This is a genomic window from Streptomyces sp. NPDC107562, assembly GCF_055657325.1.
In genome coordinates this window covers 923546-942534 of the sequence record NZ_JBVKBE010000002.1, presented here as the reverse complement: position 1 = coordinate 942534, position 18989 = coordinate 923546, and the positions used below count along the sequence as shown (strand labels likewise).

Below are 18989 nucleotides of genomic sequence, written 5' to 3'. Positions count from 1 at the left end.
GTCCCCGGGAATTGAGCATGATCATCGCGAGGGCGCGAGGTCGCCGCATCCTCGTCGCATGGCACTTCGATCACGCACACGCGCGGCATCCGTGACGAGCGGACCCGGCCGCGGACCCGCCTCCGACGGCCGTACGGCACATCGTCGGCGCCGCACTCCGTCCCTGACCCGCGCCCGGCACCGGCAGGCCGCGGCGCAGGACCTCCGACGCCGCGCGGAGGCGCTCTTCGGCGAACACACCGAGGAGTGGCGGGAGTCGGGGGCGGGGCCTCCGGAGGACGTGCGGCTTCCGGGGGAGGCGGGGCCTCGGGATGACGTGCGGCCTCCGGGGGAAGCGCGGCCTCCGACGGACGCGGGGCTTGCGCAGGACGCGGGCACTCCGGAGGGCGTGCGGCCTCCAGGGGAGGCGGGGCCTCCGGCGGACGTGGGGCTTGCGCCGGACGCGGGTATTCCGAAGGGCCCGGGGCTTCCGGGAGGCGTGGGGGCGCCTGCTGCCACGGACGTGTCTTCCGAGGCGGACGGCCGGCGGGATCGGGTCGCGCTCGCCGTGCGGGAGCGGATGCCGGTCTGGTTGCAGGCGCGGTGCGGTCTGGAGCGCAGGAGCGTGTTGGCGCTCGGCGTGCTGCTCGTCGTCGTCGCGGCGTTCGCCGTGCAGCACTTCTGGGCCGGGCGGACGCAGTCCGTGCGGGCGCCCGAGGTGGTCAGGGCGGCGGCGCCGTTCGCGCGGCCGGAGGGCGCGCCGCCGTCCGCCGCGGGCGTGGTGGCGGATCCCTCCGCCACCACCACCGGCCCGCCGGTCGCCGAGATCGTCGTGGACGTCAGCGGGAAGGTGCGCGAGCCCGGGATCCATCGGCTGCCGGCCGGTTCACGGGTCGCCGACGCGCTGAAGGCGGCCGGCGGTGTGCGGCCCGGCACGGACGTCGAGGGTCTGAACCGGGCACGGTTCCTGGTCGACGGCGAGCAGGTGGTCGTCGGTGCCCCGGTGACCGCGGCCGTCCCGGCGGCCCCGGCCGCCCCGGGCGGGGGAGTGCCGGCCGGCGGGGCGGGTGCGCCGGCGGCTCCCGTCTCCCTCAACACCGCCACCGCGGAGCAGCTCGACACCCTCCCCGGCGTCGGCCCCGTGCTGGCGCAGCACATCATCGACCACCGCACCCGGCACGGCGGTTTCCGCTCGGTGGACGAGCTGCGCGAGGTCGACGGGATCGGTGAACGGCGCTTCGCCGACCTGCGGGACCTGGTACGGCCATGAGGCGCTCCCAGGGCCTCCAGGGCGCGCGCCCCTCGGCGCACACGCCCGCCCCGGGCCGTCTCGGCGTTGCCCACCCCCGGCAGGAAGGACCGGCGGACCTGCGGCTCGTGCCGCCTGCTCTGGCCGCCTGGGCGACGGCGGCCACGGCGCTGGACGCCTCACCCGGGCTGCTCGTCGGCGTGGCCGCCACCTGCCTGGTCGTGGCGTGCGGACTGCTGCTCGGCGCCGTGCCCGGGGCGGTGGCCGCCCGGCCGCGTGCCCCCGTCGCCGCCGTGCTGCTCTGCGTCGCCGCTGCCGCCGTCTCGGCCGGGACGCACGGAGCCGATCTGCGCCGGGGACCGGTGCCGGGGCTCGCGGCTCGGCACGCCACGGTGACCGCGGAGGTCACGGTCACCTCCGACCCCCGGCTCACGCGGCCGAGGGTCACCGGGAACCACCTGGCCCCGGTGTCCGTGCTGGTGAAGGCGGAGGTCCGGGGGGTCGAGGAGACGGGTGGGGCGAGGGCGGTGACGCGGACCCCCGTGCTGGTGATCGTCGAGGCGGGGGCGGCCGGGCGGCGCGAGTGGCTCGGGCTGCTGCCCTCCACACGGGTCAGGGTCATCGGGCGGCTGGCACCCGCCCTGGTGGGCGGGGACCGGATCGCGGCGGTGCTGCGCGTACGGGACCGGGCCGGGCCGGAGGTGGTGGGGGAGCCGTCGCGGACACAGCGGTTCGCGGGACGGCTGCGGGCGGGCCTGCGCGAGGCCACGGACGGACTGCCGGCGGACGCGCGGGCGCTGCTGCCCGGGCTGGTCGTCGGGGACACCGCGCGGATCACCCCCGAGCTGGACGCGGCCTTCAAGGAGACCGATCTCGCCCATACGCTCGCCGTCTCCGGGAGCAACCTCACGATCATCCTCGCGCTGCTGCTGGGACCACCCGGTCTCGCGCAGCGCAGTGAGCGGCGTGGCCTCGCTCCCCGGCTCGGCATCTCACTGCGGACGACCGCGGTGTGCGGCGGAGCCCTCACCTTGGCGTTCGTCGTCGTATGCAGACCGGACCCGAGCGTGCTGCGGGCCGCGGCCTGTGGAGCCGTGGCGCTGCTGGCCCTCGCGACCGGCCGCCGCAAGTCGCTGATCCCGGCACTGGCGACGGCGGTGCTGCTGCTGGTGCTCCTCGACCCATGGCTGGCCCGCAGCTACGGCTTCCTGCTCTCCGTGCTGGCCACGGGCGCGCTGCTCACCGTGGCGCCCCGGTGGAGCGCCGCGCTGCGCCGGCGCGGGGTGCCGCCGCGGCCGGCGGAGGCGCTGGCGGCGGCGGGGGCGGCGCAGGCGCTGTGCGCGCCGGTGGTGGCGGTGCTGTCGGCGCGGGTGAGCCTGGTGGCGGTGCCGTGCAACCTGCTCGTGGAGTTCGCGGTCGCGCCGGCCACCGTGCTGGGCTTCGCGGCACTGGCGGTGGCGCCGCTGACGATGCCGGTGGCCAAGGCGCTGGCCTGGTGCGCGAGTTGGCCGGCCGGGTGGATCGCGGACGTCGCCCGGACCGGGGCGGCGCTGCCCGGTGCCGGGGTGGACTGGCCGGGTGGCTGGGGCGGGGCGGCGCTGCTCGCCCTCGTCACGGTGGCCGTCATGGTCGTCGGCCGGCGGCTGCTGCGGCACCCGTGGTGGTGCGCGGGCTGCGGAGTGCTGCTGGTGCTGGCGGTGGTGCAGCCGCCACCGCTTGCCTCCGTCGTCACCGGCTGGCCGCCCCGGGGTTGGCGGCTGGCGATGTGCGACGTGGGCCAGGGCGACGCGACCGTGCTCGCGGCCGGGCCGGGCGCGGGGGTCGTCGTCGACGCGGGGCCCGACCCGGGACTGGTCGACCGGTGCCTGCGCGACCTCGGCATCACCCGCGTTCCGCTGGTGGTCCTCACCCACTTCCACGCCGACCACGTGGCAGGGCTCCCGGGAGTGCTGCAGGGGCGGGCCGTGGGGGCGATCGAGACGACCGGTTTCGAGGAACCGGTGGACCAGGCGGAGTTCGTCCACAGACAGGCGGCGATGCGGGGCGTGCCGGTCACCCGCGCCCTGGCCGGAGAACAGCGCCGCACCGGGGACCTGTCGTGGCAGGTCCTGTGGCCGCCGGGACCGTCACGGGCGCCGGAGGGCGCGAACGACGCCAGTGTCACGATGCTCGTCCGGTCGGCGGGCCTGCGGATGCTGCTGCTCGGGGATCTCGAACCCCCGGCCCAGCAGGCGCTCTTGCGGTCACCGGGGGCGGCGCTGGTGGACGGCGTCGATGTGCTGAAGGTCGCTCATCACGGTTCCGCCTACCAGGATCCGGAGCTGATACGCCGGGCCGCGCCGCGGCTCGCGCTGATCTCCTGCGGTGCGGACAACCCTTACGGCCACCCGGCTCCCAGTACGGTCGCGGCGCTGCGCGACCGGGGCGCGACGGTGCTGCGGACGGATGTCGACGGCGCGATGGCGGTCGTGGGTGCGGGTCCGGGGTTGCGCGTGGCGCGAGACTGAGGGCATGAACTCCGCACAGGTCGACGCCTACCTCAGCCGCCTCGGGGTCCGGCCCCCGGCATGGCCCACCATCGACGTCCTGCGTGAACTGCAACTGCGGCATCTGCAGACGGTCCCCTTCGAGAACCTGGCGATCCATCTCGGGGAGGAGATCGTGCTGGAGGAGAAGCGACTGCTGGACAAGGTGGTGGGCGCGCGCCGGGGCGGGTTCTGCTACGAACTGAACGGGGCGTTCGGGGCGCTGCTCGCCGCGCTCGGGTACGACGTGTCGCTGCTGGCGGGGCGGGTCCACACGGAGGAGGGGCGACTCGGGATCCCCTACGACCACCTGGCGCTGCGGGTGCGCACGGTGGACGCGGGCGAGTGGCTGGCCGACGTCGGGTTCGGCGCGCTCAGCCACTACCCGCTGGTCTTCGAGGAGGGGCATGAACAGCAGGACCCCGGGGGCGCGTTCCGGATCACCCAGGTGCGGCCGGAACCGCCTGGCACGCGGGGGCCCGGGACTCCCGACGTGGACCTGGTGCGGGACGGCCGTCCCGTGTACCGGCTCGAGACGCGGCCGCGGGCGCTCGGGGACTTCGTGGCCGGGGCCTGGTGGCACACCACCTCGCCCCGGTCGCACTTCGTGCAGTCGCTGGTGTGCTCCCGGCTGACCGAGGACGGCGGACGGATCACGCTCAGCGGGCGGCAGTTGAAGGTGACGGCGCCGGACGGGACGCGGGACGCTCGGGAGCTGGAGACGGACGAGGAGGTGCTGGCGGTGTACCGGGAGCGGTTCGGGATCGTGCTGGACCGGGTGCCGGTGGTGCGGGGGAGCGAGGGCGGGGCGAGCTGACCTGGATGCTCGCGGGACCGGGCGGTGCCGGAAGATGGCTTGCGTGAGTGATGTGAGACATGTGCTGGTGCTGCCCGACCGTGATGCCGCGCAGGAGGTGGCGGAGGCGCTCGGGGAGCGGTTCGGGCTGCGTGAGGAGCCGCTGCTGGTGCGGGACGCGCTGGCGGGGGAGGACGACGCCGAGGACGCGCAGTGGCTGGTCGTCCTGCGGGACGAGGACGGGCGGCTGGACGCCGGGGAGCTGGACGCGTTCGCGGCGGAGTGGGAGGGATGGCGGGAGGAGCCGTAGGCCACAGGCCGGTCGCGGCGGGCGGTCGTGACCGCGATCGCGATCGTGGCTGTGGCTGCGGGCGGCGTCGTTGTCGGTGGTGCGTGGGATGCTGTGCGGGATGGCCAGGAAGACTGCTCAAGACGACCCTCTCGCCCCCGTGACGCTCGCCGTGGGCCAGGAGGACCTCCTGCTCGACCGTGCCGTGCAGGAGGTGGTGGCCGCCGCGCGGGCCGCCGACGCCGACACGGACGTGCGGGACCTGACGCCTGACCAGCTCCAGCCGGGCACGCTCGCGGAACTGACCAGTCCGTCGCTGTTCGCGGAGCGCAAGGTCGTCGTCGTGCGCAACGCGCAGGATCTGTCGGCCGACACGATCAAGGACGTGAAGGCGTATCTGGGGGCGCCGGCCGAGGAGATCACGCTGGTGCTGCTGCACGCCGGCGGGGCCAAGGGCAAGGGGTTGCTGGACGCCGCGCGCAAGGCGGGGGCGCGGGAGGTGGCCTGCCCGAAGATGACCAAGCCGGCGGACCGGCTGGCGTTCGTCCGGGGAGAGTTCCGCGCTCTGGGGCGGTCCGCGACGCCGGAGGCCTGCCAGGCGCTCTGCGACTCCATCGGCAGCGATCTGCGGGAGCTGGCGTCCGCCGTGTCCCAATTGTGCGCGGACGTGGAGGGCACGATCGACGAGGCGGTCGTCGGGCGGTACTACACGGGGCGGGCGGAGGCGTCGAGCTTCACGGTGGCCGACCGGGCCGTCGAGGGACGGGCGGCGGAGGCGCTGGAGGCGCTGCGGTGGTCGCTGGCGACCGGGGTGGCGCCGGTGCTGATCACCAGTGCGCTGGCGCAGGGCGTGCGGGCGATCGGGAAGCTGTCGTCCGCGCGGGGTGGGCGTCCCGCCGATCTGGCCCGCGAGCTGGGGATGCCGCCGTGGAAGATCGACCGGGTGCGGCAGCAGATGCGGGGCTGGACGCCGGACGGGGTGGCGATGGCGCTGCGCGCGGTCGCCGAGGCCGACGCGGGCGTGAAGGGGGGCGGCGACGACCCGGAGTACGCCTTGGAGAAGGCGGTCGTGACGATCGCACGGGCGGCGCGGTCGCGGGGGCGCGGCTAGGGCCTGTCCGGCGGATCATGCCGGAATCGAGCGCGTCGCCGTGCCGGACGTGGGAAGGTCCCGGTGGCCGCGTCGCCGTGCCGGACAGGCGAAGGCCCCGGTGGCCGCTCTGGGGAAGAGCGGACGCCGGGGCCTTCGACTTGAGCTGCTGGATTCGCGCCCGCGTGGCGAACGCAGGCCGCGCGCGAATCCGGGGTGCCGGGAGGGGGCGGATGAGAGAGGGCCCGCCCTGGATCCTGCCGGCGATTCAGATCAGTGCACGATCAGATCGGTGCAGGGGTTCAGCCCTTGAGCGCGGTGACCTTGGAAGCAAGCGCCGACTTCTTGTTGGCGGCCTGGTTCTTGTGGATGACGCCCTTGGAGACGGCCTTGTCGAGCTGACGCGCGGCAGCGCGCTGGTACTCGGTGGCCTTCTCGACGTCACCCGCGGCAGCTGCCTCACGGGCCTTGCGGATCGCGGTCTTCAGGGAGGACTTGACGGCCTTGTTGCGCAGCCGGGCCTTCTCGTTGGTCTTGATCCGCTTGATCTGGGACTTGATGTTCGCCACGAATGAGCCTTTTCAGGTTCAGGCGCGGGACCGGACTGACGCCGGGACCCGTGCCAGGTGATTTCTTGGGTCGCGCCTCGCGCTGAGAGGGCATGAGGCACAGCGACCCACGGTATCAGTGGCGCCCTCGGTGGCCCAAACCGGTCCCCGGTCGCCGCCCATGGGACCATGGAGGCTACGTAACGATCCGACCCGAGGCATAAGGCGCCTCAAGAGACAGGACCCTGCGTGCCCGCGACCCCTAACCATGTGCCCGAGCCGAGCCGTACCGACCCGGCTCTGATCCGCAATTTCTGCATCATCGCGCACATCGACCACGGCAAGTCCACTCTCGCCGACCGGATGCTCCAGCTCACCGGTGTGGTCGAGCAGCGGCAGATGCGTGCTCAGTACCTCGACCGGATGGACATCGAGCGCGAGCGCGGCATCACGATCAAGTCCCAGGCCGTGCGCCTGCCCTGGGCTCCCTCCCAGGACCCGGGCAGCACGCACATCCTCAACATGATCGACACCCCGGGGCACGTCGACTTCACCTACGAGGTCTCGCGGTCGCTCGCCGCCTGCGAGGGCACCGTCCTCCTCGTCGACGCCGCCCAGGGCATCGAGGCCCAGACCCTCGCCAACCTGTACCTGGCGATGGAGAACGACCTCACCATCATCCCCGTGCTGAACAAGATCGACCTGCCGGCCGCGCAGCCGGAGAAGTTCGCCGAGGAGCTGGCGAACCTGGTGGGCTGCGAGCCCGACGACGTGCTGCGGGTCTCCGCCAAGACCGGTCTGGGCGTGGACGCGCTGCTCGACCGGGTGGTCCGGGAGGTCCCGGCGCCGGTCGGCGTCAAGGACGCCCCCGCGCGCGCCATGATCTTCGACTCGGTCTACGACTCCTACCGGGGCGTCGTCACCTATGTCCGGGTCATCGACGGCCAGCTCAACAAGCGCGAGCGCATCCGGATGATGTCCACGGGCGCCACCCACGAGCTGCTGGAGATCGGCACCAACTCGCCCGAGATGCTGGGGGCCGACGGCCTCGGCGTCGGCGAGGTGGGCTACCTCATCACCGGGGTGAAGGACGTCCGCCAGTCCAAGGTCGGCGACACCGTCACCAGCCAGGCGAAGGGCGCGACCGAGGCCCTCGGCGGGTACAAGGACCCCAAGCCGATGGTCTTCTCCGGCCTGTATCCGCTGGACGGCTCGGACTACCCCGAGCTGCGCGAGGCCCTCGACAAGCTCCAGCTCAACGACGCCGCGCTGGTGTACGAGCCGGAGACCTCCGCCGCGCTCGGCTTCGGTTTCCGCGTCGGCTTCCTCGGGCTGCTGCACCTCGACGTGATCCGGGAGCGGCTGGAGCGCGAGTTCGGCCTCGACCTCATCGCCACCGCGCCGAACGTGGTCTACCGGGTGGTGATGGAGGACCGCACCGAGCACGTGGTCACCAACCCGAGCGAGTTCCCCGAGGGCAAGATCAGCGAGGTCTACGAGCCGGTGGTCCGGGCGACCATCCTGGCGCCGACCGAGTTCATCGGCTCGATCATGGAGCTGTGCCAGACCCGGCGCGGCAGCCTGCTCGGCATGGACTACCTCTCCGAGGACCGCGTCGAGATCCGTTACACGCTCCCCCTCGCGGAGATCGTCTTCGACTTCTTCGACCAGCTGAAGTCCAAGACCCGCGGCTACGCCTCCCTGGACTACGAGCCCACCGGCGAGCAGACCTCCAGCCTGGTCAAGGTCGACATCCTGCTGCACGGCGACAAGGTCGACGCCTTCTCGGCGATCACCCACAAGGACGCCGCGTACGCCTACGGGGTGCGGCTCGTCGCCAAGCTGCGCGAGCTGATCCCGCGCCAGGCCTTCGAGGTGCCCATCCAGGCGGCCGTCGGCTCGCGGGTGATCGCCCGCGAGACCATCCGCGCCATCCGCAAGGACGTCCTCGCCAAGTGCTACGGCGGTGACATCTCCCGTAAGCGGAAGCTGCTGGAGAAGCAGAAGGAGGGCAAGAAGCGGATGAAGATGGTCGGTTCCGTGGAGGTTCCGCAGGAGGCCTTCATCGCGGTGCTGTCCAGCGACGACAGCGCGGCGTCGGGCAAGAGCAAGAAGTAACCGCCGCCGACCTCCGTCGAGGGGTTACCTCACAATTCGCGCGAACAGGGGCCTGCCGTACGCCACGGCGGGCCCCTTCGGCGTGTGTACGACCGTCCTTCTGGAGGAAGTGACAAAGCGCGGACTCTTACGCAGTGGCCGGTAGGCATCTAACCTGATGCCTGCTCGATAGTTACTCGCGAGTTAAACAACGGCTCGCGAGTGAAAAAACTGCCGCATTGAAGGCGCTAGACGCCCTGAGCCAGCCGCACCGTCGCGGGCCCCGGAGGATGTCGTGAGCGACACACAGACTTTGATCGAGAACCGTCCGCCGTCCGTCGCGGGCCTCTTCCTGGAGCGCGTTTCGGCCACCCCGGACGCCGAGGCGTACCGCTATCCGGTGCCGTCGGCCTCGGGGCAGGGGCCGGACGACTGGAAGTCGCTGAGCTGGGGGCAGGCCGCCGAGCGGGTGTACGCGATCGCGGCGGGACTGATCGAGCTGGGCGTCGAGCCGGAGCAGCGGGTCGCGCTGGCCTCCGCCACCCGCATCGAGTGGATCCTCGCCGACTTCGGCATCATGTGCGCGGGCGCGGCCACCACCACGATCTACCCGCAGACCAACGCCGAGGAGTCGGCGTACATCCTCGCGGACTCCGGCAGCCGGGTGCTGATCGCGGAGAACGCCGAGCAGCTGGCCAAGGTGCAGCAGAGGCGCGCCGAGCTGCCCGACCTCACGCACATCGTCGTGGTCGACGCGCAGGGCGTGGAGAGCGGCGACGGGGTGCTCAGCCTGGCCGAGCTGGAGGCGCGGGGCGCGGCCCGGCTCCAGAAGGAGCCCAGCCTGGTCAAGGAGCGGGTCGGCGCGATCACCAAGGACCAGCTCGCCACCCTGATCTACACCTCCGGTACGACCGGCAGGCCCAAGGGTGTGCGGCTCCCGCACGACAACTGGTCGTACATGGCGAAGGCGATCGCCTCGACCGGGCTGCTCGGGCCGGACGACGTGCAGTACCTGTGGCTGCCGCTCGCGCACGTCTTCGGCAAGGTGCTGACCTCCGGGCACATCGAGGTCGGGCACATCACCGCCGTCGACGGCCGGGTCGACAAGATCATCGAGAATCTGCCGGTGGTGCAGCCGACGTACATGGCGGGCGTGCCGCGGATCTTCGAGAAGGTCTACAACGGCGTCGCGGCGAAGGCCCGTGCCGGTGGCGCCGCCAAGTACAAGATCTTCCAGTGGGCGGCGGGCGTCGCGCGCGAGTACGCCAAGGTCACCCAGGACAACTTCCGGCGCACCGGGACCGCGTCGGCGCCCTTCGCGCTGGCGTCGAAGCACAAGGTCGCCGACGCGCTCGTCTACTCCAAGCTGCGGGAGGCCTTCGGCGGGCGGCTGCGGGCGTGCGTGTCCGGCTCGGTGGCACTGGCGCCCGAGATCGGCTACTTCTTCGCCGGTGCCGGCATCCACATCCTGGAGGGGTACGGCCTGACCGAGTCCTCGGCGGCGTCCTTCGTGAACCCGGGTGAGGCGTACCGGACCGGCACGGTCGGCAAGCCGCTGCCCGGGACCGAGGTGCGGATCGCCGAGGACGGCGAGATCCTGCTGCGTGGGCCCGGGATCATGGAGGGCTACCACGGGCTGCCGGAGAAGACCGCGGAGGTGCTGGAGCCCGACGGCTGGTTCCACACCGGGGACATCGGGGAGCTGTCGCCCGACGGGTACCTGCGGATCACCGACCGCAAGAAGGACCTGTTCAAGACCTCGGGCGGGAAGTACGTCGCGCCCACCGAGATCGAGGGCGCGTTCAAGTCGGTGTGCCCGTACGTGTCCAACATCCTGGTGCACGGCGCCGACCGGAACTTCTGCGCCGCGCTGATCGCGCTCGACGAGGCGTCGATCACGCAGTGGGCCCAGGAGAACGGGCTGGGGGGCAAGCCGTACGCCGAGGTGGTGGCCGCGCCGGCGACCGTGGCGATGGTCGAGGGGTATGTGCAGCAGCTCAACGCCGGGCTGCAGCGCTGGCAGACGATCAAGAAGTTCCGGCTGCTGCCCCGGGACCTCGACGTGGAGCACGGGGAGATCACGCCGAGCCTGAAGCTGAAGCGGCCCGTGGTGGAGCGCGAGTACCAGCATCTGCTGGAGGAGATGTACGAGGGCACGCGCGAGGCGTAGGGGGCGCTGAGGGGCGCACGCGCGGTCGGCCGATCCTGGGCCGGTCGCGCGTCCGCGGTGTTGCGGTATATGGACACAGCCCCGTGCCTCAGGGGGCTGGTTCGCGCCCGCGCGGAAGCGCGACTGGCGTTTTCTGGTCGAAATTGGCCACTTCGGTAACTCCGCGCTGATGTGCGGGACCTGTCTGTCACCCTGTCGGACGTGATCGAGGCGTATGGGTCCGAGCCGCTCAGGGAGCCGTAGATGGGGGCCGTTCCGGCGCAGAGGGAGTCCGGGTCCCTCGCCGCCGTGCGCCCCGGCGCACAGGTGCGCGCCGCGCTGGGCGGAAGCCCGCTCGCGCCGGGCACCGCGCGGGGGCTGCTGCGCGCGGCGTTCCAGGAGTGGACCGCCCTCGGGCTGCCCGGCGCCGAACGGCTCACCGACCGGCTCGCCCATGACGCCATGGTCGTCCTCAGTGAGCTGGTCACGAACGCCGTCGTGCACGCGGGTACCGACGTCGAGCTGGTCTGCCGGCTGGAACCGGACACCGGTGCCGTCGTCGTCGAGGTCTGCGACCACCATCCCTCCCGGCCGCCCCGGGACGGGGACGGCACGGCGGCGTGCGACCCGCCCGAGTACGGCCGCGGGCTGCGGCTGGTCGCCGCGCTCTCCGAGTCCTGGGGCGTGACGTACCGGCGGGGCGCCAAGTCGGTGTGGGCGCGGATGTCCGCCGACGTGTGCCCGGACACGGAGGGGTACGACCCCGAGGAGACGGGGTTCTTCGGTGCCGAGCTGCTCGCGCCCGCGCCGCAGCGGGCGGAGCGGGACCGGGACTGGCTCGGGCGGGGCGCGCTGTCCTTCCTCGCCGAGGCCTCCGACCTGCTCGCCGGGCAGCTCGACGAGGACCTGGTCGCCGCGCTCACCGGACAGCTGATCGTGCCCCGGCTCGCCGACTGGTGCGCGGTCTGGCTGGAGGACGAGGCCCTGGGCGGCGGGGCGGGCGCACCGCGCCTGGCGCGCGTGTGGCACACCAGCGAGGAGCGGATCGAGGAACTCCGCAGCTGCCTGGAGAAGGAGCCACCGCGCCCCGCCGAGGGCCTCGCACCGTCGGGCCCGACGCCCTACCCCTGGCCGTCCGACCCATGGCCCACGGACCCCTGGCCCGGCGAGCCACGGGGAGACGGCATCCTGCCCGAGGGCACGCCGGCGGGCACGGCCCCCGCCGACGGGTCGTCTCCCGCGGCCCGTACGGCTTCCGGCCCCGGAGCGTCCCCGGCCGCCGCCGGTACGCCGCGCGGCTCCGGTGTCTTTGTGGGGCCCGGTCACGGGGTCGACGGCACGGGCGGTCCCGTCGGGGCCGGCGCGGCGGTGCGTGCGCCCGGTGTTTCCCCTGGTGCCGGTGTTCCCCCTGGTGCCGGTGCTTCCCGTCCGGGCGGGACGGACCACGGCGGCAGTGCCCTGGCGTACCGGCTCGTCGCCGGGGGGCGGCCGCTCGGGACCTTGGTCATCGGTCGGGCCGGCCTCCTCGGCTTCCCGGACGAGATCACCGGACTCGTCGAGGACCTGAGCCGGCGGGTGGCGCTGGCCATCGGCGCGGCCCGGCAGTACGCCCGGCAGGCCACCATCAGCGCCGTGCTCCAGCGCGGCCTGCTGCCCGGAGCGGTGGCGCAGATCCCCGGCGTGCGCAGCGCCCTGGTCCACGAGCCCTGCGACAAGGGCGGCCCCAGCGGCGACTTCTACGACCTCTTCCCGGCCGGTGACGGGCGCTGGTGCTTCGCCATCGGGGACGTGCAGGGCAAGGGGCCCGAGGCGGCCGTCGTGATCGGGCTGGCCCGCCCCTGGCTGCGGCTGCTGGCCCGCGAGGGCTACCGCGTCGCCGACGTCCTCGACCGCCTCAACCAGCTCCTGCTCGACGACGCCACGGAGGCCGCCGACGCGGCCGCCCGCGCCCTGGTGGGGCCCGTCGGCCCCGGCGAGGGCCCGCAGACCCGTTTCCTCTCGCTCCTCTACGGCGAGCTCGCCCCCTTCGACGGCGGCGTCCGCTGCACCGTCGCCTCCGCCGGGCACCCGCTGCCGCTGCTCCTCGGGCCCGCCGGCGACGTCCGCACGGCGGCGCGGCCCCAGACCCTGCTCGGGGTCGTGGAGGACGAGACGTACATCAGCGAGACCTTCGAGCTGCGGCCCGGCGACACGCTGCTGTGCGTCACGGACGGGGTGACCGAGCGCCGCAGCGGCTCGCGCCAGTTCGACGACGGGGACGGCCTGGCGGCGGCGCTGGCGGGGTGCGCGGGGATGAGCGCGGAGCTGATCGCCGAGCGGATCCGGCACCTGGTCCACGAGTTCGGCGGACGCCCGCCGGAGGACGATCTGGCGCTGCTGGTGCTCCAGGCGGAGTGACGCCCGGCGTACGGGACAATGGGGGACATGCCTTCCGCACTTCCCGACGGCGAGCCCGTCCCGCACGACGGCGCGCTGCCCCCGGCCGCGCTCGCCGGGGCGGCGGACCGACCCCTCGGGTTTTATCTGCACGTCCCGTACTGCGCCACCCGCTGCGGCTACTGCGACTTCAACACCTACACGGCCAACGAGCTGCGCGGCACGGGCGGCGTGCTCGCCTCGCGCGACAACTACGCCGACACCCTGATCGACGAGATCCGGCTCGCCCGCAAGGTGCTCGGCGACGACCCCCGCGAGGTCCGTACGGTCTTCGTCGGCGGCGGTACGCCGACCCTGCTGGCCGCGGACGACCTCGTCCGGATGCTGGGTGCGGTCCGGGAGGAGTTCGGGCTGGCACCGGACGCCGAGATCACGACCGAGGCGAATCCGGAGTCGGTCGACCCGGCGTATCTCGCGGCCCTGCGCGAGGGGGGCTACAACCGGGTGTCGTTCGGGATGCAGAGCGCGAAGCAGCACGTGCTGAAGGTCCTGGACCGCACGCACACCCCCGGCCGGCCCGAGGCGTGCGTCGCGGAGGCCCGGGCGGCCGGGTTCGAGCATGTGAACCTGGACCTGATCTACGGCACCCCGGGGGAGTCCGACGACGACTGGCGGGCGTCGCTCGACGCGGCGCTCGGCGCCGGGCCGGACCACATCAGCGCGTACGCGCTGATCGTCGAGGAGGGCACCCAGCTCGCCCGCCGGATCCGGCGGGGCGAGGTGCCGATGACGGACGACGACGTGCACGCCGACCGGTACCTGATCGCGGAGGACCGGCTGTCCGCGGCCGGGTTCGCGTGGTACGAGGTGTCCAACTGGGCCACCTCCGAGGCCGCGCGCTGTCTGCACAACGAGCTGTACTGGCGGGGCGCCGACTGGTGGGGCGCGGGACCGGGCGCCCACAGCCACGCGGGGGGCGTGCGCTGGTGGAACGTGAAGCACCCCGGCGCCTACGCCGCCGCGCTCGCGGAGGGCCGTTCCCCGGGCGCGGGCCGCGAACTGCTCACCGAGGAGGACCGCCGCGTGGAGCGCGTCCTGCTGGAGCTGCGCCTGTGCGAGGGTGTACCGCTGTCGCTGCTGCGGGAACAGGGCCGGGCGGCCGCCCGGCGCGCCCTGGCGGACGGCCTCCTCCAGGAGGCGCCGTACGCCGAGGGGCGTGCCGTGCTCACACTGCGGGGCCGCCTCCTGGCGGACGCCGTGGTGCGGGACCTCGTCGACTGATCGCCCGGTCGGCGCGGATCAGGGCGGATCAGCGCAGCGGCTGCGCCCCGATGACGGAGAGCAGCCGCAGCTTGTCGTGGCTCTCGGTCCCCGGCGCGGCGGTGTACACGAGCAGGTAGTGCGACTGGTCCGGGTCGAGCAGGGTCTGGCAGTTCAGCTCCAGCGGACCCACCTCCGGGTGGACGAAGCGTTTGACCTGACCGGGGTGGACACCGACCTCGTGCAGCTTCCACAGGCTTCGGAGGTCGGGCGCGCCGAGGACACCAGGCAGGTGCGGCTGATCCGCGCCCTGTCGTCGAGCGGCCTGCTCGTGGGCACGGTCCATACCGCTCCGCTGCCCGCCCTCCACGCCGCCACCTCCCCCGACGCCCGGCGCGGCGGGTTCTACGGGCCCACCTGGCCCGGGCGCATGGGAGGCCCTCCGGGGGAGCAGAAGCTGTACAGCCGGCTGCGCGGCACCGACGCGGCCGAGCGGGTCTGGCAGCTCTCCGAACGGCTCGTGGACGTTCCGTCCCTGGGGTAGCGCGGCGGACACGCGGTCCTGGTGAGGCCGCCGCGCGGGCCCTCGCTCAGGGCTGCGCCGTGACGAAGTCGATCAGTTCCTCCACGCGGCCCAGCAGCTCCGGCTCCAGGTCCTTGTAGGACCCCACCCGCTTCAGGATCGCCTGCCACACGGCCCCGGTGTTCTCCGACGGCCAGCCCAGGGCCCGGCACACCCCCGTCTTCCAGTCCTGCCCGCGCGGCACGGCCGGCCACGCGGGGATGCCCAGTGCCGACGGCTTCACCGCCTCCCACACGTCGATGTACGGGTGGCCCACCACCAGGGCGTGCTCGCTCGTCACCGACTCGGCGATGCGCCATTCCTTCGTGCCGGGCACCAGGTGGTCCACGAGCACGCCCAGCCGGGCGTCCGGGCCCGGCGCGAAGGACCGCACGATCGCCGGCAGGTCGTCCACGCCCTCCAGGTACTCCACGACCACGCCCTCGACGCGCAGGTCGTCGCCCCAGACCTTCTCGACGAGCTCGGCGTCGTGCCGGCCCTCGACGTAGATGCGGCCGGCGCGGGCCACGCGCGCGCGTGCGCCGGGAACGGCGACCGAACCGGAGGCGGTGCGGGTGGGCCGTTCCGGACCGGTGGCGGGCCGCACCAGGGTCACCACGCGGCCCTCCAGCAGAAAGCCCCGGGGCTCCAGGGGGAACACCCGGTGCTTGCCGAAGCGGTCCTCCAGGGTCACCGTGCCCGCCTCGCAGGCGATCACCGCGCCGCAGAAGCCGGTGCCGGGCTCCTCGACCACCAGACCGGGCTCCGCGGCGACCTCCGGCACGGGTCGGGGCTTCTTCCACGGCGGTGTCAGGTCCGGAGAGTACTGGCGCATTCGCATGACGATATGGACAGCTCGCCGGTCATTCGAGCGACACGCCGAACCGCGCGGCCAGTGCGTCGCGCTGGCGCCGCACGAACGCGGCGTCCACGACCGCACCGTGACCGGGCACGTACAGCGCGTCCTCGCCGCCGAGGCGCAGCAGCCGGTCGAGGGCGGCGGGCCAGTGGGACGGCACGGCGTCGGGGCCCGCCTGCGGCTCGCCCGACTCCTCGACGAGGTCGCCGCAGAAGACCACCTCGGGGTCGCCCGCGCCGTGCCCGGGGACCAGCACCACGAGGTCGTGGGCCGTGTGCCCAGGACCCACGTTGGCGAGCAGGACCTGACGGCCGGGGTCCAGATCGAGGGTCCACTCGCCGCTGACGAGATGGCGGGGCGCCACCAGCGTGTCCGTCGCCTCCTGGGCGGCCGCCGCGTCGAGGCCGTGGCGGACGGCGTCCGCGCGCACATCCTCCCGGCCGCGCCGCCCCCCGAGCACGGTGTCGGCGCCGACCGCGCCGAAGACCTCCGCGCCCGCGAACGCCGCGGCGCCGAGGACGTGGTCGAAGTGGGGGTGCGTGAGCGCGAGATGGGTCACACGCCGCCCGGCGAGTGCCTCCGCCCGCGCCCGCAGCGCGGCACCCTCCGCGAGGCTCGACCCTGCGTCGATCAGCAGCGCCGCGCCCCGGCCGGTCACCAGCCCCACCGTGCAGTCCCATCCCGGCAGCCGGCACCGCCCGACACCGCCGGCGAGCCGCTCCCAGCCCACCTCTTCCCAAGTCACGCTCATACGGCGACGCTAGGCCCTGTCGCGGTGTTCGCGCGCCCGGCGGCGAAGGTCCGGAATCGGGAGCACGGTGGCAGGGGCGAGGGGCCCGACGGGCCCGCCGTCCGCCCCCGTCCGGCACGACCTGGCAGGACGGGCCTTGCCCGGGGCGTACCCGACGGCCGTACACTGGGCCGGTAAGGCTGGCACTCGCGTCTGTCGAGTGCCAGGGGGAGCGCCCAGGGACGACGTACTGGAGGTGCGCGCGGATGCTCAGTGAACGACGGCTGCAGGTACTGCGCGCGATCGTCCAGGACTACGTGGGTACGGAGGAGCCGGTCGGTTCCAAGGCGCTCACCGAACGGCACAGTCTCGGCGTCTCCCCGGCGACGGTCCGCAACGACATGGCGGCGCTGGAGGACGAGGGGTTCATCGCCCAGCCGCACACCAGCGCCGGGCGGATCCCGACCGACAAGGGCTACCGGCTCTTCGTGGACAAGCTCGCCGAGGTCAAGCCGCTGACGGCGCCGGAGCGGCGCGCGATCCAGAACTTCCTCGACGGCGCCGTCGACCTGGACGACGTGGTCACCCGGACCGTGCGGCTGCTCGCGCAGCTCACCCGGCAGGTCGCGGTCGTGCAGTACCCCTCGCTGACCCGCTCCACCGTGCGGCACGTGGAGCTGCTGTCACTGGCGCCCGCGCGCGTGATGCTGGTGCTGATCACCGACACCGGGCGGGTCGAGCAGCGGATGGTCGACTGCCCGGCCCCCTTCGGCGAGGCGTCGCTGGCCGATCTGCGGGCGCGGCTGAACAGCCGGGTCGCGGGCCGCCGTTTCACGGATGTGCCGCAACTGGTGCAGGATCTGCCCGAGGCCTTCGAGGCGGAGGACCGCGGCACGGTCCAGACGGTGCTCGCCACGCTGCTGGAGACGCTGGTCGAGGAGACGGAGGAGCGGCTGGTGATCGGCGGTACGGCCAATCTCACCCGCTTCGGACATGACTTCCCCCTCACCATCCGGCCGGTGCTGGAGGCACTGGAGGAGCAGGTCGTGCTCCTCAAGTTGCTTGGCGAGGCGAAGGATTCGGGCATGACCGTGCGCATCGGGCACGAGAACGCCCATGAGGGACTCAACTCCACCTCGGTGGTGTCGGTGGGCTACGGTTCGGGCGGCGAGGCGGTTGCCAAGCTCGGCGTGGTCGGACCGACCCGCATGGATTACCCGGGAACGATGGGAGCGGTACGCGCAGTGGCACGGTACGTCGGACAGATCCTGGCGGAGTCGTAAGTGGCCACGGACTACTACGCCGTCCTCGGCGTGCGCCGCGACGCGTCGCAGGAAGAGATCAAGAAGGCCTTCCGGCGGCTCGCACGCGAGCTGCATCCGGACGTCAACCCGGATCCGAAGACCCAGGAGCGGTTCAAGGAGATCAACGCCGCCTACGAGGTGCTCTCGGACCCGCAGAAGAAGCAGGTCTACGACCTCGGCGGCGACCCCCTCTCGCAGGCCGGCGCCGCCGGTGGCGCGGGCGGCTTCGGCGCGGGTGGCTTCGGGAACTTCTCGGACATCATGGACGCGTTCTTCGGTACGGCGTCGCAGCGCGGGCCGCGCTCGCGCACCCGCCGGGGCCAGGACGCGATGATCCGTATCGAGGTCGAGCTGGACGAGGCGGCCTTCGGCACGACGAAGGACATCCAGGTCGACACGGCCATCGTCTGCTCCACGTGCAGCGGTGAGGGAGCGGCGCCGGGTACGGCGGCGCAGACCTGCGACATGTGCCGCGGCCGTGGCGAGGTGTCGCAGGTCACCCGGTCCTTCCTGGGCCAGGTCATGACCTCGCGCCCCTGCCCGCAGTGCCAGGGCTTCGGCACCGTCGTCCCGAACCCGTGCCCGGAGTGCGCGGGCGACGGCCGGGTGCGGTCCCGCCGCACCCTGACGGTCAAGATCCCGGCCGGCGTCGACAACGGCACGCGCATCCAGCTCGCCGGCGAGGGCGAGGTCGGGCCCGGCGGCGGTCCCGCCGGTGACCTCTACGTCGAGATCCACGAACTGCCGCACTCGACCTTCCAGCGTCGCGGTGACGACCTGCACTGCACGGTCACGATCCCGATGACGGCGGCGTCCCTCGGCACCAAGGTGCCGCTGGAGACCCTGGACGGCATGGAGGAGGTCGACATCCGCCCGGGCACCCAGTCCGGCCAGTCGATCCCGCTGCACGGCCGGGGCGTCACGCACCTGCGCGGCGGCGGTCGCGGCGACCTCATCGTGCACGTCGAGGTCCAGACCCCGACCAAGCTGGACGTGGAGCAGGAGCGCCTCCTGCGCGAGCTGGCCAAGCTGCGCGGCGAGGAACGGCCCACGGGCCAGTTCCAGCCGGGCCAGCAGGGTCTGTTCTCGCGGTTGAAGGACGCGTTCAACGGGCGCTGAGGCGTCGGGCGGCGCGGGTGCCGAGGCCGGCCGGGGGTCCGGGGGCGTCCCCCGGGC

At 73.3% G+C, this 18989-nt stretch carries 15 protein-coding genes and 1 pseudogene; 12 read left to right on the top strand and 4 right to left on the bottom strand.

Translation table 11 applies throughout. The features are described from left to right. Window positions 1-58 precede the first annotated feature (58 nt). The 5 genes from ACZ7LV_RS10045 (at window position 59) to holA (ending at window position 5949) form a co-directional block, all read left to right on the top strand. Complete coding sequence (locus tag ACZ7LV_RS10045) at window positions 59-1249, top strand: ComEA family DNA-binding protein (protein ID WP_471937639.1); 1191 nt, start codon at window positions 59-61, stop codon at window positions 1247-1249. Continuing rightward, window positions 1246-3735, top strand: a complete 2490-nt coding sequence (locus tag ACZ7LV_RS10040; RefSeq protein ID WP_471937637.1) for a ComEC/Rec2 family competence protein — start codon at window positions 1246-1248, stop codon at window positions 3733-3735. The genes ACZ7LV_RS10045 and ACZ7LV_RS10040 overlap by 4 nt, the downstream gene beginning before the upstream one ends. A gap of 4 nt (window positions 3736-3739) precedes the next feature. Then, a complete protein-coding gene (locus ACZ7LV_RS10035) occupies window positions 3740-4570 on the top strand; it encodes an arylamine N-acetyltransferase family protein (protein ID WP_471937635.1) in 831 nt (276 codons plus the stop codon). Between the two features lie 43 nt (window positions 4571-4613). Continuing rightward, entirely contained in the window at window positions 4614-4859 is a 246-nt protein-coding gene (locus tag ACZ7LV_RS10030) for a hypothetical protein (protein ID WP_471937633.1), read from the top strand. Between the two features lie 100 nt (window positions 4860-4959). Beyond that, on the top strand, window positions 4960-5949 hold the full coding sequence (gene holA / locus ACZ7LV_RS10025) for a DNA polymerase III subunit delta (RefSeq protein ID WP_471937631.1): 990 nt from the start codon (window positions 4960-4962) through the stop codon (window positions 5947-5949). Window positions 5950-6230: 281 nt separating this feature from the next. On the opposite strand, the gene rpsT is transcribed toward holA, so the two are convergent. Continuing rightward, window positions 6231-6497 (bottom strand): 30S ribosomal protein S20, encoded by a 267-nt coding sequence (rpsT, locus tag ACZ7LV_RS10020; RefSeq protein WP_019074070.1) that lies wholly within the window; start codon window positions 6495-6497, stop codon window positions 6231-6233. Between the two features lie 228 nt (window positions 6498-6725). Between rpsT and lepA the strand changes: the two genes are divergently transcribed. From lepA to hemW, 4 genes are all read left to right on the top strand, one after another. Beyond that, window positions 6726-8594 carry a translation elongation factor 4 gene (gene lepA, locus ACZ7LV_RS10015; protein ID WP_471937629.1) on the top strand — a complete coding sequence of 623 codons (1869 nt, stop codon included), beginning with the start codon at window positions 6726-6728 and terminating at the stop codon, window positions 8592-8594. A gap of 274 nt (window positions 8595-8868) precedes the next feature. Then, window positions 8869-10743 carry an AMP-dependent synthetase/ligase gene (locus ACZ7LV_RS10010; RefSeq protein ID WP_471937627.1) on the top strand — a complete coding sequence of 625 codons (1875 nt, stop codon included), beginning with the start codon at window positions 8869-8871 and terminating at the stop codon, window positions 10741-10743. A 243-nt stretch (window positions 10744-10986) separates the two neighbouring features. After that, window positions 10987-13119, top strand: a complete 2133-nt coding sequence (locus ACZ7LV_RS10005) for a SpoIIE family protein phosphatase (protein ID WP_471937625.1) — start codon at window positions 10987-10989, stop codon at window positions 13117-13119. Window positions 13120-13146: 27 nt separating this feature from the next. Next, a complete protein-coding gene (gene hemW, locus ACZ7LV_RS10000; protein WP_471937622.1) occupies window positions 13147-14379 on the top strand; it encodes a radical SAM family heme chaperone HemW in 1233 nt (410 codons plus the stop codon). Between the two features lie 28 nt (window positions 14380-14407). Here hemW and ACZ7LV_RS09995 read toward each other — a convergent pair. Next, window positions 14408-14626, bottom strand: a pseudogene (locus ACZ7LV_RS09995) (MmyB family transcriptional regulator); the annotation flags it as partial. Between ACZ7LV_RS09995 and ACZ7LV_RS09990 the strand changes: the two are divergent. Further along, entirely contained in the window at window positions 14558-14902 is a 345-nt protein-coding gene (locus ACZ7LV_RS09990; RefSeq protein WP_471937814.1) for a hypothetical protein, read from the top strand. The pseudogene ACZ7LV_RS09995 and the gene ACZ7LV_RS09990 overlap by 69 nt on opposite strands. Before the next feature lie 46 nt (window positions 14903-14948). On the opposite strand, the gene ACZ7LV_RS09985 is transcribed toward ACZ7LV_RS09990, so the two are convergent. Together ACZ7LV_RS09985 and ACZ7LV_RS09980 are read right to left on the bottom strand one after the other, a co-directional pair. Next, entirely contained in the window at window positions 14949-15755 is an 807-nt protein-coding gene (locus tag ACZ7LV_RS09985) for a DUF3097 domain-containing protein (RefSeq protein ID WP_471937620.1), read from the bottom strand. A gap of 28 nt (window positions 15756-15783) precedes the next feature. Continuing rightward, a complete protein-coding gene (locus ACZ7LV_RS09980) occupies window positions 15784-16530 on the bottom strand; it encodes an MBL fold metallo-hydrolase (RefSeq protein ID WP_471937618.1) in 747 nt (248 codons plus the stop codon). A 245-nt stretch (window positions 16531-16775) separates the two neighbouring features. Between ACZ7LV_RS09980 and hrcA the strand changes: the two genes are divergently transcribed. Both hrcA and dnaJ read left to right on the top strand, forming a co-directional pair. After that, window positions 16776-17792 carry a heat-inducible transcriptional repressor HrcA gene (hrcA, locus tag ACZ7LV_RS09975; RefSeq protein WP_471937616.1) on the top strand — a complete coding sequence of 339 codons (1017 nt, stop codon included), beginning with the start codon at window positions 16776-16778 and terminating at the stop codon, window positions 17790-17792. Continuing rightward, complete coding sequence (gene dnaJ / locus ACZ7LV_RS09970; RefSeq protein ID WP_471937614.1) at window positions 17793-18932, top strand: molecular chaperone DnaJ; 1140 nt, start codon at window positions 17793-17795, stop codon at window positions 18930-18932. It begins immediately after the preceding gene. Window positions 18933-18989 lie beyond the last annotated feature (57 nt).

What these genes read in the sequence shown, in the direction of transcription:
- ACZ7LV_RS10045 (WP_471937639.1), top strand. Translation starts at nt 59, where the DNA reads ATGGCACTTCGATCACGCACACGCGCGGCATCCGTGACGAGCGGACCC.
- ACZ7LV_RS10040 (WP_471937637.1), top strand. Translation starts at nt 1,246, where the DNA reads ATGAGGCGCTCCCAGGGCCTCCAGGGCGCGCGCCCCTCGGCGCACACG.
- ACZ7LV_RS10035 (WP_471937635.1), top strand. Translation starts at nt 3,740, where the DNA reads ATGAACTCCGCACAGGTCGACGCCTACCTCAGCCGCCTCGGGGTCCGG.
- holA (WP_471937631.1), top strand. Translation starts at nt 4,960, where the DNA reads ATGGCCAGGAAGACTGCTCAAGACGACCCTCTCGCCCCCGTGACGCTC.
- ACZ7LV_RS10005 (WP_471937625.1), top strand. Translation starts at nt 10,987, where the DNA reads ATGGGGGCCGTTCCGGCGCAGAGGGAGTCCGGGTCCCTCGCCGCCGTG.
- hemW (WP_471937622.1), top strand. Translation starts at nt 13,147, where the DNA reads ATGCCTTCCGCACTTCCCGACGGCGAGCCCGTCCCGCACGACGGCGCG.
- ACZ7LV_RS09985 (WP_471937620.1), bottom strand. Translation starts at nt 15,755, where the DNA reads ATGCGCCAGTACTCTCCGGACCTGACACCGCCGTGGAAGAAGCCCCGA.
- ACZ7LV_RS09980 (WP_471937618.1), bottom strand. Translation starts at nt 16,530, where the DNA reads ATGAGCGTGACTTGGGAAGAGGTGGGCTGGGAGCGGCTCGCCGGCGGT.
- hrcA (WP_471937616.1), top strand. Translation starts at nt 16,776, where the DNA reads ATGCTCAGTGAACGACGGCTGCAGGTACTGCGCGCGATCGTCCAGGAC.